This is a genomic window from Butyrivibrio sp. AE3006 (genome assembly GCF_000424165.1).
GTDB lineage: Bacteria > Bacillota > Clostridia > Lachnospirales > Lachnospiraceae > Butyrivibrio.
In genome coordinates this window covers 1-16,529 of record NZ_AUJJ01000023.1, presented here as the reverse complement: position 1 = coordinate 16,529, position 16,529 = coordinate 1, and the positions used below count along the sequence as shown (strand labels likewise).

Here is a 16,529-nt window from a genome sequence, read left to right as displayed (position 1 = left end):
TATCATCAGCATATGCGCCGGTTTAAGATTTGCCACGGTGTATCGACGAACTACAGGAAGCGACCCTGCTACAGTTCATGGTAATATGGACAGATGTTCTCATAGTGTCCATCCTTCATACGAAATCCTCCGGGAAAAATGGCAGGTGCAAATGTTACTTATACATATCATCAACTGTGATAAGAACAAGATTTGTCTTATCTATATCATTAAACCAGTCTGTAAATCCGCTAAGTGAAAACAGCAAATATTTTGTAATATTGTACTTACCGGAAATGAGTCTTGCTCTTCCGACCAGGGTTTCATATATTCCTTTATCGATTTTCTCATTCTTAAACTTGCATTCACCGATAACAGCAGTCTTATCTATTGTGGAAATGCCAACAACGTCTATGTCTGTTGCCTGCTGATACCACTTATCTTCCGCATCCTGAAGCTGTTCTACGCCCCACCAGGTTCCGGTCTCAGTTAAGAATGATCCAAATGCTCCCTGGATTCCCTGCTCTAAAGTATAGTATCTGCACATTTCTTCAAAAACACTTCCCATGAATTCATGGAGTTTTGGCTTTACAACCTTTTCATAGTAGAGTTCTCCCTGCCCCATCTCTATTACGCTAATGGCCTTGGGAATAAACTCATACCAGAACTTAAACATATGATCCTTTAGTACATACTGAGTCTTTTTCTTGTTCTTTTCCTCTGTGATGCATTTTTTCTTCTCTACAAGACCTACATCTATCAGCTTTTCAAGGGAATAGAGAACTGTCGGATCCTTTTCCTTTACTTTGGATGCAATGATATTAAGGGCATTTTCTCCTGATGCTACCTGTTCTATAACGTTATTTACAAGAGTTACATCAGCAAATTCCTGGGTAAGAAGATTCTTTGTTTCATCAAAAAGATATCCGTTTGTATTAAAGAATAGACGCTTGATATTATCATCAAGGCTCTTTTTAGGATCAAAGAGTGACAGATACTTTGCAACTCCTCCTGTTACGCCGTAGCATATAGCCTTATCTTCCGATGAGTAATCCGGAACAAATAGCGCTGAATCTCTGTAATTAAATGCTTCCAGCTTAATCTGAGCGTCTCTCCTTCCAAAGACAGGACTCTTTTCACTAAGGACCTTTTTCTCCATAAAACTAAGTGCCGATCCGCAAAGTATCAGCATCAGATTCTTATCAAGCCATTTTGTATCAATATACTTCTGAAGGATTGATAAGAGTGCTTCATCCTTCTCAGCCCAATATGGAAGCTCATCTATTACAAGTATGATCTTTTCATCAGATTCACTTAGCTTTTTTGTCAGAATATCAAGTACGCTCTCAATTGATGGGAAGGTCGCATCACTATATTCAGGATTAAGAACGTCCAGGACTTGTTTTGAAAAAAACTCTAAGTTCCTTTCTGAACCCACCTTTGTTGCTGTGTAGAATATGGCCTTCTTATCTTTTATGAACTCTGTAATAAGGTACGATTTTCCTACTCTTCGTCTGCCATATATAATGGTCATTCCGAAGCCCGCTTTGGAATATACTTCATTTAGCGATTTTAATTCTCTTTCTCGTCCAATGAACATATGGCTCTCCTTAATTCAAATCATTTTTATTCAAATTGTTTTTAATAAAATCTCTTTGAATTAATATAACATGCCGACACTTATATTTCAATCAGGCTTTTATAGTTTTTGCATAAGGATCTTACTAAGTCAACTCTGAAAATTTTCAATTGAGGCTATTCATTTATAGTGCGTCAATCTGAAACATCCCCAGTGCCTCATACATATTTCAGGTTAGAATAATCTATTTTTTCCGTCCTGTCTGCAGGCGATGCCAAAGGAAGTGAATGTCCTCTTCTTATGAACACCAGAACCTCATTAAGCTCGGCTTTAATATAGTGGTGTCCTTTATCTATTATCTCAACATCGTAATCATCATAACTTCTGAATCTGCAAAGCTTCATTTCCTCCGGTAAATATACATATCTTCCGGTTACATTCTGCTTATAGACAGGTGCTATCATGATGCTTTCTCCCACAAAGAGCTGATCCTCTACTTCATAAGCCATATCATCATCGGGATATTCGAAGCATAAAGGAGTAAATAACATTCCGTCGCTGTTAACTGCCTTCATAAACTCTGAATAAAGATAAGGTATGAGCGAATATCTGAGTCTGACAATGTTTTTAAAGCTCTCTGTATCCGAAAACCTATAGAATTCCTGCCTCCTCGTACCTTCTGCTGAATGGTTTCTGAAAAGAGGCGTGAAAATACCAAATTCTAACCATCTCATCATAAGATCTTCTGTGACATCTGCGCCAAAGCCGCCTACATCTGCTCCGCTGTATAAAAATCCGCACATGTTAAGTGCCGGCATCTGTTGTATATTAAGCAAAAGGTGACTCCACCAGGATTTATTATCACCACACCACACACCGCCATATCGATGCATTCCTATATATGAAGATCTAGAAAACATCAACATTCGTTTATTTGGAGACAATCTTTCAAAAGCCTCTCCGGCAGCTCTTGTCATATTGTACCCGAAAAGATTATGAACTTTATCATGTCGATATTTTTTTCCTTTATAGTTGTGGTAAAACCTTCTGTAATCCTCTTCATTATTTTCAAGTCCACCGACAATATCCTGCATCTTGAAGAATGATCTTATATCCAGATTTTGGCCTTCATAATCCTTTAACTGCTCGAATACTTCCTTTAAATGGTCTTCTGTATAAAAGATAGCAGGCTCATTCATATCATTCCAAAAACCGTCTATTCCATAATCCAAAAGAACCTTATACTTGTCGCCAAACCAGCGTCTCGCATCCTCATTTAAGAAATCCGGAAAATGTACCTTCCCCGGCCATACTGCTGCAACAAGGTTTTCTCCATTTTCTTTTTTGCAGAAATAGTCATTTTTAATTCCTTCCTCATATACATCATAACCGTCTTCAATCTTTACCCCGGCATCGATGATAGGTACAAGGTGGATACCTTTGTCTGCCATCTCTTTTACAAAGTCCTTAAAATTCGGAAATCTCTCCTCATCTATGGTAAAGTCCTTATATCTTTCCATGTAATCGATATCAAGATAGACACTGTCGATAGGAATATTTTGCTTATCATAATTATCTACGACATCCCTGACTTCCTGCTCATTCATATAACTCCACCTGCTTTGGCCAAATCCAAATGCCCATCTTGGTGGAACATAACTTTTACCTATTATTTTGCGGAACTGTTTTACAATATCCTTGATACTTTCTCCATCTATGACATAAATATATGCATCATAATCTTCAAATAATATGGAAAAGGTGTCCTTGTCGGTATACCCAATATCAAAAGATACCTGTCCAGGTGTATCCACATACATTCCAAAGCCCATTTCTTTTCCCCAATAGACAAAGAAATTCTGCGCTGCATACAAGGATCTCTTATCCTCTGTGTGATTGGGATCATCAGAACAGTTGCTTGTGTAGATATATCCTCTTTTATTTATTCCCCTTACTGTCTCTCCAAGTCCATATATTCTGTCCTTTTTTGACATACTAAGTGTCAGTTCTCTCTTGTCGCTTAGTGCTTCAAAGTAAGGAATTTTACTATTTTCAATATCTATATTGGTTACTACAGAATCTGTCTCGATCGGATTTCCTATCCTGTATTTTTTTATCATTATCCTTTTACTCCTCCTACGGTAATCCCCTGCTTCATCTGGGTCTGGGCAATAATGTATATGATTATTATTGGTATCATTGAGATAAGACTTCCTGCCATCAACACATTATATTCAGTGTCATACTGGCCGTTAAGTGTATTTAATGCAAGAGTCAGCGTCATCTTATTTTTATCTGATAGCATTACAAGTGGCCATAAGTAGTCATTCCATGCTTCCATGAAAGTTGTTATAGCTAATGTGGCTACTGTTGGAATCATCATAGGCATTATCACATCCTTATATATTTTGAACATTCCTGCTCCATCGATTCTTGCTGCCTCGAGATAATCATCCGGAAGTGCTCTCATATTTTGTACCAGCAAAAATACTGCAAATGCCTTAAAAATAGCAGGTGAAATAACGCTTGTATATGTATTTATCAAAGAAAACTTATTCATTATGATGAACATTGGGATTAGCGTAATCTGAACCGGTATCATCATGGATGTCAGATACATTGCAAAAACCACATTTGCACCTTTAAATCTTATTTTGGAGATGGCAAAAGCCGCCATGGATGCTGACAAAACTGTGATCACAACATAAGCGATAGTTATGAATGCGCTGTTGGCTATTGCCCTTGCAAAGGGAAAGAGCGTAAACACCTTTTTATAAGAATTAAGTGTCGGCTTTTTCGGAATCCATTGTATAGGAAGCGCCATCAATGCACCTTTTGATTTTAGTGATGTCGATATCATCCAATACAAAGGAATAGTTACTATAACCAAGAGTAATGCTGATCCTATGTAGAATAAAACATTATATATTAGTTTTTGAGTCTTATGATTCATAATGCACCCACACTTTCTGTACCTTCAATTGAATGAGAGTCAAAATGAGTATTATCAAAAACAACAGCCATGAATATGCAGCAGCATATCCCATCTTGAAATAGCTGAAAGCATATGTATAGATCCTTTCAACCATGACCTGTGTAGCACCGTTAGGACCACCTTCAGTCATGATGAGAACCTGTGGGAATAGCTGAAATGCATTTATAAGGGACATTATCAGGCAGTAAAATAAGGTAGGTGATAAGAGTGGCATTGTTACACTTATCAGGGTCCTGAATTTTCCTGCACCATCCACTTTTGCTGCCTCATAGTACGTAGGATCAATTCCCCTTAAACCGCCAAAAATATACAGTCCATAATATCCCATATCCTTCCACACAGATGCCAGTACGATTCCGGGCATTGCCCAGTACTTGTTGGTAAGCCAGTCCGGTCCACTCATTCCAAATATTCCAATGATAGAATTGATTACTCCGTACTGAGAACTAAGCACCCATTTCCAGATAAGACTGGCAGCGACCCAGGATGTTAACACCGGTATATAGAAAAGCACCCTCATAACACCCGTTAATTTCTTCTCTGTATTGAGGATAAGAGCTATTACCATCGAAAACACAAATCCAAGAGGAATATACAATACGATGTAATATACAACATGTAATAAGGTACTCCAAAACTCTTTGTGGGACAGTAAATGTGCGTAATTGCTTAATCCTACAAAATGCTCGGGTATCGTGTGTATCGTAAATTTCTCAAGTCCGCTCCAATCTGTCATGCTAAGCGCTGTAGCCATTATTATCGGAAGAAAGCTGAATATTATCATTCCTATAACGCTTGGAAACATAAATGGTATCGCCTGAATTATCTTTTTTCTTTCTTTTGACATTGTTGCCATCATTCATTCTCCGTGCAAAATTTGAGCCTGCAGCCTTATACGGATGCAGGCTCATTTCTATTACTGCAAGTTTATCTGTTCTTCACAAAGCTTCTGGGCTTCATTGAGAGCTTCTTCCGGGGTGCTTTCTCCACTTGCCGCCTTGCTTACCGCATCTGAAATGATGTCTGACATCTGGCTGTAATCAGTAATGATCGGAGGAAGTACAAGTGAATCAAGAGATTCAAACACTGCTTCCCTGTTTTCAGGAGGAGTTATCTCAAGATAACTTGAAAGTGCATCCATATCACTAAGTGCCGGAAGATCCCAGCCTGCATCAAGTCTGATCTTGGCTGCCTCGTCACTTGAAGCCAGGAATGATAACCACTTCTTTGCAGCTTCTTTTGCTTCATCACTTGCATCATTATTTACAACCAGGGCATTTGCAAAGAAATGAGTAGCCTTACTAGTCTGACCGGGTTCAACACAGATATCCCATGAAAAATCACAAGCATCAGTAAACGTATTAAAGCACCATGTACCGGTAGGGATCATTCCAAGTCTTCCGCTTTCAAAAAGATCCCAGTCACCCATTCCGCCCATCTGTTCCTCTGTGGGCTGAACATTTGTCTTCTGCACTCTGTCTACCATACTCTGAAGTGCTTTGATATTCTCTTCTGAATTTATAGTAAATGTCTTTCCATCAGTACTTACAAGGCTTCCGCCATACTGAGCTGCTACCTTATAGAATTCGTTGTATGTAACCGGCTGATAAATACCATAGATATTATCTCCAAGACCTCTTATTGCTTCTGCTGCTTTATCGACGTCTTCTCTTGTCCATGATGAAGTAGGATAATCTATTCCTGCCTGATCAAACAGATCCTTATTATATACAAGTACTACCGTTGAGAAATTTTCAGGAAGTGCATACTGCTTTCCGTCGTATGTGAAAGCTGAAAGTGCAGTCTGATTAAGACCTGTAGTGTCTGCATCTGAAAGTTCTGCAAGAATACCCTTTGATGCATACGCAGCAAAGTTTTCAATATTCATCTCAAAGCAATCCGGAGCTGTTCCACCAGCTATTCTGGTCTGCAATGTGGTAAAGTAGTCATCCATCGCAATTGTTTCAATCTCTACATTAATATCAGGATTTTGCTCATGAAATGCCTGATACATTGAATCAAGAGTTGCCTCATTGCCACCTGATGCATTAAAATTAGCATAAGTGATTGTGATCGCTTTTCCGGGTTCTGCCTCTTCGGTAGTACTCTCTGAGCTGGTTTCTTCTACTGACGAGCTCTCGGTCACAGTTTCATTAGGCGCTTCTGTCTGTGCTGTGTCCGGATTCGCACTCCCACAGCCTGACAGAAGAGTTGCCAGCATTGATAGTTGAATTAAAACTGATATTGTTTTTCGTTTCATTTTGGACCTCCCTAATAAAAAACCTTTTTTGTTTCTTATATTTTCAGGAAAAATAATTATTTCCTGTCAATATCAAAATCTGCTCCCTGCTTGATAAATACCGGATAATCCTCCTTGTCTGAGCTTACTATGCTGCCGCCCTCATACAGGCTTTTGCTAAACATTCCTATCCATTTTCCTTCGGGAAGATAAAGATTTCTGCTCTTTATATTTTCTTCCAGCAATGGGGCAACCAGCAGGTCATCGCCAAAATAGTATTCATCCTCCCACTCAAATCCCTTTTCGTCTGATGGATTTTCCATGAAAAGAGTCCTCATCATCGGTATGCCCTTGTCCGCTGCTTTCTGAGCTTCCCTATAAATATAAGGAACAAGCTTCATTCTTAATTTATGCCATCTTCTTATCTCATCTATAAGCTCGGGTTTTTCATAGTAACAAGCTATATTCCATGGACTTCTTTCATTATTCCCTTCTGCCCCTTTAAGAAGATCCTTAAACTGACCTCCATCAGGTTCAGAATGCCACTGCATTACCGGGCAGAAGCAGGCAAACTGTGTCGACTTAAGGTAAAGATCAGCAGATGGCAATGGCCCTGCAAATCCTCCTATATCGAATCCCCAAAAGATGATTCCGGAGCATGCTGATGATATAGCTGCGGTATAGACATTCTTCAATTCTTCATACGTTGACTGATGATCTCCTGCCCACAGAATCGGAGTCCTCTGCACTCCGGTATAACCTGCTCTTGAGAACAAGACATGATCTTTTCCAAGATAGTCATAATAGGTCTTCGTATAATTCTGACAATATGCATTCTTTAGCTCTTTACCTGTTTTATTGTCATAGGATACTACTGAGTCATCATAAATGAATTCACCGCCATCCGTTTTAAATCCCGAAATCCCCATGTCGAGAAGATATTGTCTTTTTGAAAACCATGCTTCTCTTGTCTCCGGATTGGAAAAATCAGGCACAAGGGAACCTTCAAACCAGTTGCCTTCCGGAATTCTATATGGCGTGCCATCCTTTTTATATAGACAGAGTTTGTTGTCTATCGCATACTTCTCATCCATTTCGTTCTGAAGATTGCTGATGCCTTCTTCCATCTTTTTGTAGACGGGTATCTGCCATAATACTGTATGGATTCCTTTTTTAGCAAGATCAGCGACCATCTGTCTTGGATCACTCCACTGCGCACTCTCTGAGAAGTCGAAATCCTCGTACTTAAACGGTTCTTTTCCATTCTTTTCTTTGTATTTGGCACCGTTCCATATATAGAACGTTGACTCATCACTCCATGCCTCGAGCACAAGTACTGTTGCAGGAAAGTCATATTTTTCCAATTTCGTAACTACTTCTTCAACGTCCTTCTGATTATTCCATCTGTTTGCGGAAATCCATGGTCCAAAGGCATATCCGGGCGGAGTATCAATAACTCCGAGACAGTTGTTAAATTCCTTTATTATGTCCAAAGGCTTCCCCTGAAACAGGAATAATGAAGCATTTAAGGGGAAATTAACCCTGATCTCCTTTTCAAATTCAAACGAAGTTAAATAGTCGGTTTCAACATACAATCCCCATCCCGAATCAGTAAAAAAGAATGGAATACTGCAATATGTCTTATCTCCCTGATTACAGAACTTTTCTTCTACGCAGTTTATGCAGGTATGTCCCTTATGGTCGATATAGTCGAATTTCTCTCCCATACCATACACATGCTTATAGTTATTTTGGATAACGGCATGGCACATCTCATCATCTTTTATATAAGTAATTGAAATGTCCCCTTTGTCCGTTTTTATAATTTCAGTAGCCTTGTCAGTATCAAGTCTTATCATGAAAGATCCCTTACACTTTCTCTCTCAACAACCTCAAACTTCATCGTCACATCCTGTTTGGGATATTCCTTATCTTCAAGAGCTTTTTCAAGGATATCCACAGCACATTTCCCTTTTCCATATATATCCTGCTTTATCGTGGTTAATCCCGGTGTGATGTATTTTGATATCTCAAGATCATCAAAGCCGATGATCGAATAATCTGAAGGCACTCGCTTGCCCATCTGATGAAATCCTTTTATCGCACCGATTGCAAGTACGTCCGCAGTAGCTACAATACCTGTGATATCTGTTTTTTCTCTCACAATTCTCTCTGCCGCTTCTATACCGCTGTTATAATCAACCTCTACTTCAAAAATAAGCTCTTTGTCATAAGGTATTCCATGTTCTGCCAAAGCCTTCTTATAGCCTTCATGACGTTTCTTGATTACTCCGTCTTCCTTCATCTCACCGGAAAGAAATCCTATCCTTGTATGATGTTTTTCAAGCATGTAATTAGTTGCCATATATGCACCAAGTTCATCATCTATACGAATATTGTGAAAATGAGCATCCTTGCAATAGCTGTCTATAAGCACTGTCGGAATCCCGATCTTCTTAAACTGTTCAAAAAACTCATCCGGATAAACTCCGATAGCTATTACCGCATCAAGATTTCGCTCATAAATCAGTTTCATATAAGATTCATCAACATCGGTGCCGGAAATAAGAATGTGATATCCGATTTTTCTGGCATGGTATTCGATTGCACTTATGATCTCGCTGTAAAAGCTGTTCTGAAACATGAGCTGAGATCCCGGTTCAGTCTGTGGAATAACCACTCCTATCATTTTGGATGTCTTATTTGTCAGCGCTGCCGCTCCAAGATTAGGAACATACTGAAGCTCTTCCATGGCTTTCTTTACTTTTAATCTTGTCTCTTCAGTAATTGGCTTATCAGCATTATTTAATATGTATGATACTGTTGCTTTAGACACTCCTGCCCTTTCAGCAACGTCTTTTAATGTAGCTCGTTTCATTTAGTATCCTCGCTCGTTTAACCGGTTAAACTAATCATACATCTTACCTCTTGAAATTTCAATATCCAAATGGAATTTTTAATTATGCCAGCTTTACTTTTCATATTACCATTGGAAATAAGATTTATTGGTCTGCTCTTTGATGCATCTATCATTTTGATGTATGCGGCCAGCTTACTATGGTCTTTCATAAGATCAAGTTCAAGATCATGTCTCTCAAGCAAAGCCATAAGCTTCTCCTGTTTCTTCTTATCAAGACCCTTTTGATTATTGAGATAAGCGCTTGGCTAATTCTGAATTCAATTACTGATTGGTCGTTTTTCTGATTGAGGGATACTATCAATTATGATAAAATATGACTAATCCGGAATCAAATTCAGAATCAGTCATATAGATGAAAGGATAAATAAAATGGACTATATTCAAAGAGCAATCGAAAAAGTAGTTGAGCATTCAGGCAAAACATTTAAATGTGTGCTAGTTACTGGTTCCAGACAGACAGGTAAATCAACGCTGATAAGGCATCTTTATCCAGATGTAAAAGAAGTAACATTTGATGACCCATTTGTAGAAGAACAGGCTAAAAATAATCCTGAAATGTTTATGTCATTGAATGAACCCCCTGTTTTCTTAGATGAAGTTCAACATGTATCTTCATTGTTTAGATATATCAAGCAATCTTGCGATACAAAGGATTCTAAAGGTTTGTATTATCTGTCGGGTTCTCAGCCATTTAAACTTATGGAATTGGTATCTGATTCATTAGCAGGACGGGTTGCTATTGTTGAGCTTCCACCATTATCACTTAGAGAAATTATGAACAGTGAGTTTACAAAGCCTTTTCTTCCTACCATGGAATATGTTCAGGAACGAAACAAGAATGCTGCAAAACCAGATAATATATGGGAAATAATACATCGTGGTGGTTACCCGGAAATGCAGAATTCTGACATGGATTGGACGATGTTTTTTGCCAGTTATGTTAAGACTTATTTGGAACGTGATGTAAGGGAGCTAACTGCTGTTCAGGATTTAGATACATTTCGAAGGTTCATGGTAGCCTGTGCTGCCAGAACGGGCCAAATGCTCAATTATTCCAATATCGCAGATGAAGTCGGTGTGGATGCTAATACTGTAAAAAATTGGGTTTCCATTCTGGAAGCATCTGGAATAGTATATATACTTGAACCATATGCAAACAGTGCATTGAAACGAATTATTAAAACTCCCAAAATGTATTTTAGAGATACCGGTTTAGCCGCTTACCTTACCAGATGGCTTACTCCAGAAACATTAGCTAATGGTGCGATGAGCGGAGCATTTTTCGAAACATTTGTCATATCTGAGATATTAAAGAGTTACTCTAACCAGGGCTTGGACTACCGCTATTTTGTATCGTACTACAGAGGGAAAGATAAGAAAAAGGTCAAGAAAAACGGCAAAGAAACTTGGGAAGAAGCAGAAATTGATTTTATTATCGAGCAGGATGGTGTTTTGTATCCAATCGAAATAAAGCAAAGTAACAATGCTTCATCTGATATGACTTCAGCATTTCAGATTCTAGACAAGATCCCTGAAAAAAGAAGAGGAACTGGAGCCGTCATATGTATGTGTTCCATGCCAGGTGCACTCAGAGAAAACGTTCTTCAAATCCCCTATTGGTTTATTTAACAGGCATTGCCGCCTTATCCTCCATGTTGTAATAGTTATACCTTAGCCCCATAGTTTCTGCATTTTCTGAAGCACAGTTTTATATTCCAAATCTGAATCAGGCCTTACTTTTATAAAAACAACGTCCTTATCAGGATAATCTGATTCATAAACCAAGTAACTATTGTCTAAAGCATATTTATCATTACAAATTTGGGCTGCTCACGAGAGTGAACAGCCTTTAATTTTGTTAAGATTTTAGTGGCCTGTTGCCCGATCCAGAGCATATGAAATGGTCGAAGATTTTCTATATTTGCAACCGCTCTATTTTTGAATTAGATATGCCATTTTTGAATTAGATATGCCATTTTTAAGAATAAGCATGCTATTTAATTTCAAATTTAGATAAGCACAAAATATACTTTTCAGCGACATTAAAAAGGCTGTTAAGTGGCTATTTTATGCGATTCTATAAAATTTAGATACACACTTTTTTAAAGAAAGTGCTATAATTATCTTGAATTTAGATAAAGCATTTTTTTCTAAAAGGAGCATATTTAAATGGGAGAAATGGAACTAAAAAGAATAGCTATTCAGAACTTTAAGTCATTATATGATGTTACATTTGAGCCGGGCAGAGTAAACGTATTTATTGGCGCCAATGGTTCAGGAAAGTCTTCTGTTCTGGAAGCCATAGGCGTCCTCAGTGCTGCTATGACAGACAGAGTTAATTCAAATAGTTTGCAGAGAAAGGGTGTCCGCCTTAGCACTTCATCTTTGTATAAATCTAAATTTTTGTCTGTTGAGAAAGAATCAAAAACAGTGGATTTTTCTCTGGAATGGCAGCTGGATGGACATGATTATAATTATATAAGTCATCTTACGGTTCCTAATGATGATGATTCATGGAAGTATTTTGCAGAAAGTGTGTCTTGTGATGGGGACGCTGTCTATGGTCGTAGTAACAGAACCAGCGCCCAGCTTAATAACAAGATCGGTTATTTTACAATTTCTGAGTCACTTGCAGCAAAGGAATATACTACAGCGGCCAAATATATTGGAAACTATGGCATATATCAACCGGATACATTAACTCTTAGAGGAACAGTTGCGGATCCTGCACAGGCTAATCCCATTGGACTTAATGGAGGCAGACTTGCTGAGGCAATACAGGATCTTCTCCATGAGGATGGTGATGAGTATATGTTTGGAAGCATGTTCATGGAAGACATGCTTGAACTGATTGACTGGGCATCGGAATTTAAAGTCAGTAAGCCTAAAAAGACCATATTAAATCCGGGGGTTCCGACCACTCAGCAGATAATAGAGTTTAAGGATAAGTACCTGAAAGATACTGCATCATTCACTGGCTACGATGCCAGCGAAGGTGCGCTTTATGTCTTATTTATGCTTGCACTTGCTATGCATGAAAAGGCACCAAAAATGTTTGCAATCGATAGTTTTGATCATGCCATGAATCCAAGACTTGCAAGAAAAGTTACGGAAATATTCAGTCAGAAAATAATCGAAGAAAATAAGACTGTATTTATAACAACCCATAACCCGCTCGTTCTTGATGGACTCGACCTGTCCAACGATGCCATACGATTATTTACTACGGAAAGGAATAGGCAGGGGCATGTTGAGATAAGGAGAATTCAGGTATCTGATAAACTTCTTGAGATGAACCAGCCATTATCCAGGCTTTGGATCAATGGAGTATTGGGAGGCGTTCCAGAGTTATTATGAGCAAAGTTATAGGAATTGTCTCTGAGGGTCCGACAGATTACGGATCTGCCTCTGTATGCAATTTTGTAACGTTTATCTCGCTTCATAATAAGTCCTCTTAGACTGAAAACGCATTAGTTTAGCTTGTCGGAATATCTAAAAACGCACTCAATCACTGATAATAATTTGCATTTTTTGCTTATCATCATCTGCCGTCAGCTAGTGCGCCTAATACAATTATACTATTCTAGCGAATATCATTTTATTAAAATACGATAAATAAAGCGGTATGAAAATCAAGGAATTTTAATCACGGTGAAATTTACTTCTTCACTGGAATTTAAAATTTCAAGTCAGCTTGTTCACATAATTAAGAGAAGTTTTAGAATTATATAGATGCTGATGCGATAAAATGAATTATAGTAACCAAATGAAATCTATATTTTATTTTAGTATCCACTAATCACGCTTTTCTTTTGTCACTAAATGCAAAGGATTGTAATAAGAACTACAACTACTTCTCCGAAATAAAACAATAAAGGAAATAAAATGAAAAAAGGTTTAGTCAATTCAATTATGGCAGTAGTCACTATCGCTTGTGTGATTACTGCCTGTGGCGGCAAAAACACAAATCAAACCGCAGATACAAATGTAAATGCTGAAATAGAAGATACCACTATAGTCGCAAATCAAGAAGATGATACAGTAACAGAATCAGACAATTCTATCAATGACCAAATACTAGATGTAGAAAACATATGGATTCTTATGAATCAGGATACCTCCACCTTAGACAGTGGTTACTTTAGCACATATTACTATCATTTAGACAATGGTCAAGATACTTCTACAACTTGTTCATTTTCATATTATGGCTTAAATTATGAAACAGATATTACCGACCAGGCTGCAAATATTGCATTTTCAAAAGATAAATATAACGAGATTGTGAATCTCATATTATCCAATCCAATTACTCCATATACATATCCCACAGATGAAGCAGGAAAAGTATTATATACTACAGAAGATTATGTAATGGTTCTCGGCATAGAAGGTATGGACGATGGTTTATTTCATTCTATTCCCATTAACCTTCCGACAAATTTTGATGAAATACTGAATCAATTTAATATAATGAAAGATTCCGCAGTAGCAGATAATAAGCCAGATGGTGTTTCATCAATGGATGTATCTCCGGAAAATATAGAAACATATACTATCCCTGATTTGACTATAACACTAGAAAATAGCGGAGATGGTCAGACACACTATATTCTCGTTACGGTTGTTCTTTCAATGGACAAATCCTCTGTGGATTATGGAGCTTATGGAAGCGCTGATGCGATGACTTCCTATGAGGACATGATCAAGGCACAGATAACTCAGGTTATAGGCTCTTATACACTTGATGAAATCAGACAGCATGAGAATGAGGCGAGAGCTACACTTCTTGAGAAGATTCAGGAGTTGTTCGGATCTAATTTTATTTATGACGTGAGCTTCTCAAGTATGATATATCAATAATTTATTGTATGCCAAGAATCAGCCGGATACGATAGCGTAAATCAAAATTCGGAAACAAAAGGGTGGAATACACCCGGAATCATTTAAGATCAGACTTTGTCTCCGTTATTATACAGCACTGAAGCCCCCGTTACCAGCCCCTAGCCGTTTGTTCCCTGCGGAACCTTGTGTTCCGCTTATATTCCTTGGTCTGCTTGTTGACTACTTTATCTGCCAGTAAATATCAGTCAACCCCAAAGCCGCTTTGCGGTGCGCCGTGCGCAGGGTTGACAGATATTTCCTGACAGATATTCTGTAGTCAAGCAGATCAAGGATATCTGTGCGCCTCAGCGCACTTTATTCAAGGGCAGAGGCGTCAGCCTCTGGCTTCCTTTTTAAGCAAGTTTCTGATCTATGATATCTTTAAGCCATTTCATGCTTGTTTTCTCTAAGCCCAACACATGGGTATTCAGTTTATCTGCATAATCCCATCCATTCTGACGTCTCTTTATGTCAGCTATAAGATCATCCTGTTCCTTTCTCTTTGCCTCAAGCGTCTGATGCCTTTCCTGATATCTGAGCAGATCTATGATCTTACCATCGTTTCTTGTATACGCTCTGAGCTTTGAGATGTTATCGCAGCCCAGCTCACTCCATCCCATGGGTCTGCTGCTGAGCCGGTCGCTTAAGACATGGCTTACCTGTCCCTCTGCACAGCACTTCCATGCTCCTCCTGATTCGGTAGATCGGATCTCGATTCCATCCCAGTTGTTCATGAAGTAATCCCGGCTTTCCTTTACCTCTTCGTATTTGTTGCTGCCTTTATCAGTTACCTCAAGTATTGCTCTGAACGCTTCTTTAAGCCCATTCTTGTCAGCTTCATTTATGCATTCCCACATGTATTCTTTCATTTCATCTTCGTTTCCCAGATGGCATACTGATTGGTTCAGGTACTTCATCATGTGGAACTTATCCAATACAAACCGTCCATTCAGAAGAACTTCAGCGCCTGTCCTGATCCATGATGCCCCATCTCCAGCAACATAGATTCTCTCGAGCACATCCAGATCATAGTTGGCGGATATGTAGTCCTGGACTTCCTGCCAGAACTTATAGTTGTTCTCTGATCCTTTATATACCCCACAGAAAGTATGCTTGCCTACAAGCCTGTATCGGTGGTTCTTTGAGTCTTCAGGCGCATCATCTACTACATCCTCAAACAGGACAATTATCTTATCGATTATGGTATTTATCTTATTGCCTGCACTGCTGATTTTCAGGTCACCCTTTTTATCCCAAAACTGCGCAGCAACGTGATCCTCATCTGCAACGATATGGAGATTCTTGAGTTTCTTTTTCTCGGGCAGTTCCTTTATGGGGAAATCAACTACCAGTCCATGAACGATATCCTTGACTGTCTCTTTACTTACCTGATCAGTCAGATTTACTTTCTTTCCAGCCTTGGCATAACTGCTTTCTACCGCTTCCTCGAGTATCTTGGCTGCTGCAGCCATGGTGACTTTCTGGTTGTCATCGAATCCCATGATCAGGTCTAAAAGGTAGATGTATTCTCCTCCTTGCTTTGGTACATAACCTCTTCTCTTGAAAGATATGGTACCCATAACATCAACAAGAGATCTGGGCATATCCTTCTGCTCGACATAATACTTGTTCTTTCTTACAAGGCTCTTGAATATCTCCTCATCAATCTGCTCATATATCTCACTGATAAGCCTGCATCCAAGCTTTAACACACGCTCATGAACATCGTTTGAAAGATCTGCTGCATCCTTCTCTCCATCAAGGAGACTTCTGACATTTTTCTCAATCTCCTTGATATCATTCTGAATAAACTGTAGTATACTGTTGTACATGGAAAGCACCGCCTTTTTAGATTTTTGTCGCAAACTCAATCTTAACATGAAGGCTGGTGCTTTTCCTTTTTTTATTTCTCCGAATCTATATTTACCCTAAT

The 16,529-nt window shown here is 38.6% G+C and carries 12 protein-coding genes; 3 read left to right on the top strand and 9 right to left on the bottom strand.

Translation table 11 applies throughout. The annotated features are described in order from the left end of the window. Positions 1-154: 154 nt before the first annotated feature. The 8 genes from G603_RS0112315 to G603_RS0112280 form a co-directional block, all read right to left on the bottom strand. Positions 155-1,579 carry an ATP-binding protein gene (locus tag G603_RS0112315; RefSeq protein WP_026670416.1) on the bottom strand — a complete coding sequence of 475 codons (1,425 nt, stop codon included), beginning with the start codon at positions 1,577-1,579 and terminating at the stop codon, positions 155-157. 197 nt (positions 1,580-1,776) lie between these two features. Then, positions 1,777-3,678 (bottom strand): glycoside hydrolase family 31 protein, encoded by a 1,902-nt coding sequence (locus G603_RS20255; RefSeq protein WP_035793112.1) that lies wholly within the window; start codon positions 3,676-3,678, stop codon positions 1,777-1,779. Beyond that, positions 3,678-4,382, bottom strand: coding sequence for a carbohydrate ABC transporter permease (locus G603_RS0112305; RefSeq protein WP_242829656.1), 705 nt, complete (start codon positions 4,380-4,382; stop codon positions 3,678-3,680). Before G603_RS0112305 ends, G603_RS20255 begins: the two co-directional genes overlap by 1 nt. A 118-nt stretch (positions 4,383-4,500) precedes the next feature. Next, positions 4,501-5,412 carry a carbohydrate ABC transporter permease gene (locus G603_RS0112300; protein ID WP_242834879.1) on the bottom strand — a complete coding sequence of 304 codons (912 nt, stop codon included), beginning with the start codon at positions 5,410-5,412 and terminating at the stop codon, positions 4,501-4,503. Between the two features lie 57 nt (positions 5,413-5,469). Then, a complete protein-coding gene (locus G603_RS0112295) occupies positions 5,470-6,813 on the bottom strand; it encodes an ABC transporter substrate-binding protein (protein WP_026670413.1) in 1,344 nt (447 codons plus the stop codon). Between the two features lie 56 nt (positions 6,814-6,869). Then, entirely contained in the window at positions 6,870-8,651 is a 1,782-nt protein-coding gene (locus G603_RS20250) for a glycoside hydrolase family 31 protein (protein ID WP_051207804.1), read from the bottom strand. After that, the gene (locus tag G603_RS0112285; protein ID WP_026670412.1) at positions 8,648-9,670 is read right to left on the bottom strand and encodes a LacI family DNA-binding transcriptional regulator; all 1,023 of its coding nucleotides are present in this window, start codon (positions 9,668-9,670) and stop codon (positions 8,648-8,650) included. The genes G603_RS20250 and G603_RS0112285 overlap by 4 nt, the downstream gene beginning before the upstream one ends. 17 nt (positions 9,671-9,687) lie before the next feature. Continuing rightward, complete coding sequence (locus G603_RS0112280; RefSeq protein WP_026670411.1) at positions 9,688-9,900, bottom strand: hypothetical protein; 213 nt, start codon at positions 9,898-9,900, stop codon at positions 9,688-9,690. Positions 9,901-10,081: 181 nt separating this feature from the next. On the opposite strand from G603_RS0112280, the gene G603_RS0112275 reads away from it, so the two are divergent. From G603_RS0112275 to G603_RS0112265, 3 genes are all read left to right on the top strand, one after another. Further along, positions 10,082-11,341 (top strand): ATP-binding protein, encoded by a 1,260-nt coding sequence (locus G603_RS0112275; protein ID WP_026670410.1) that lies wholly within the window; start codon positions 10,082-10,084, stop codon positions 11,339-11,341. 540 nt (positions 11,342-11,881) lie between these two features. Continuing rightward, on the top strand, positions 11,882-13,069 hold the full coding sequence (locus G603_RS0112270) for an AAA family ATPase (protein ID WP_242834878.1): 1,188 nt from the start codon (positions 11,882-11,884) through the stop codon (positions 13,067-13,069). A gap of 528 nt (positions 13,070-13,597) precedes the next feature. Next, the gene (locus G603_RS0112265; protein ID WP_026670408.1) at positions 13,598-14,575 is read left to right on the top strand and encodes a flagellar basal body-associated FliL family protein; all 978 of its coding nucleotides are present in this window, start codon (positions 13,598-13,600) and stop codon (positions 14,573-14,575) included. Positions 14,576-14,949: 374 nt separating this feature from the next. Here G603_RS0112265 and G603_RS0112260 read toward each other — a convergent pair whose 3' ends face one another. Further along, the gene (locus tag G603_RS0112260) at positions 14,950-16,428 is read right to left on the bottom strand and encodes an ISLre2 family transposase (protein WP_026669892.1); all 1,479 of its coding nucleotides are present in this window, start codon (positions 16,426-16,428) and stop codon (positions 14,950-14,952) included. Positions 16,429-16,529 lie beyond the last annotated feature (101 nt).

What these genes read in the sequence shown, in the direction of transcription:
- G603_RS0112315 (WP_026670416.1), bottom strand. Translation starts at nt 1,579, where the DNA reads ATGTTCATTGGACGAGAAAGAGAATTAAAATCGCTAAATGAAGTATAT.
- G603_RS20255 (WP_035793112.1), bottom strand. Translation starts at nt 3,678, where the DNA reads ATGATAAAAAAATACAGGATAGGAAATCCGATCGAGACAGATTCTGTA.
- G603_RS0112305 (WP_242829656.1), bottom strand. Translation starts at nt 4,382, where the DNA reads ATGGCGCTTCCTATACAATGGATTCCGAAAAAGCCGACACTTAATTCT.
- G603_RS0112300 (WP_242834879.1), bottom strand. Translation starts at nt 5,412, where the DNA reads ATGATGGCAACAATGTCAAAAGAAAGAAAAAAGATAATTCAGGCGATA.
- G603_RS0112295 (WP_026670413.1), bottom strand. Translation starts at nt 6,813, where the DNA reads ATGAAACGAAAAACAATATCAGTTTTAATTCAACTATCAATGCTGGCA.
- G603_RS20250 (WP_051207804.1), bottom strand. Translation starts at nt 8,651, where the DNA reads ATGATAAGACTTGATACTGACAAGGCTACTGAAATTATAAAAACGGAC.
- G603_RS0112285 (WP_026670412.1), bottom strand. Translation starts at nt 9,670, where the DNA reads ATGAAACGAGCTACATTAAAAGACGTTGCTGAAAGGGCAGGAGTGTCT.
- G603_RS0112280 (WP_026670411.1), bottom strand. Translation starts at nt 9,900, where the DNA reads ATGGCTTTGCTTGAGAGACATGATCTTGAACTTGATCTTATGAAAGAC.
- G603_RS0112275 (WP_026670410.1), top strand. Translation starts at nt 10,082, where the DNA reads ATGGACTATATTCAAAGAGCAATCGAAAAAGTAGTTGAGCATTCAGGC.
- G603_RS0112270 (WP_242834878.1), top strand. Translation starts at nt 11,882, where the DNA reads ATGGGAGAAATGGAACTAAAAAGAATAGCTATTCAGAACTTTAAGTCA.
- G603_RS0112265 (WP_026670408.1), top strand. Translation starts at nt 13,598, where the DNA reads ATGAAAAAAGGTTTAGTCAATTCAATTATGGCAGTAGTCACTATCGCT.
- G603_RS0112260 (WP_026669892.1), bottom strand. Translation starts at nt 16,428, where the DNA reads ATGTACAACAGTATACTACAGTTTATTCAGAATGATATCAAGGAGATT.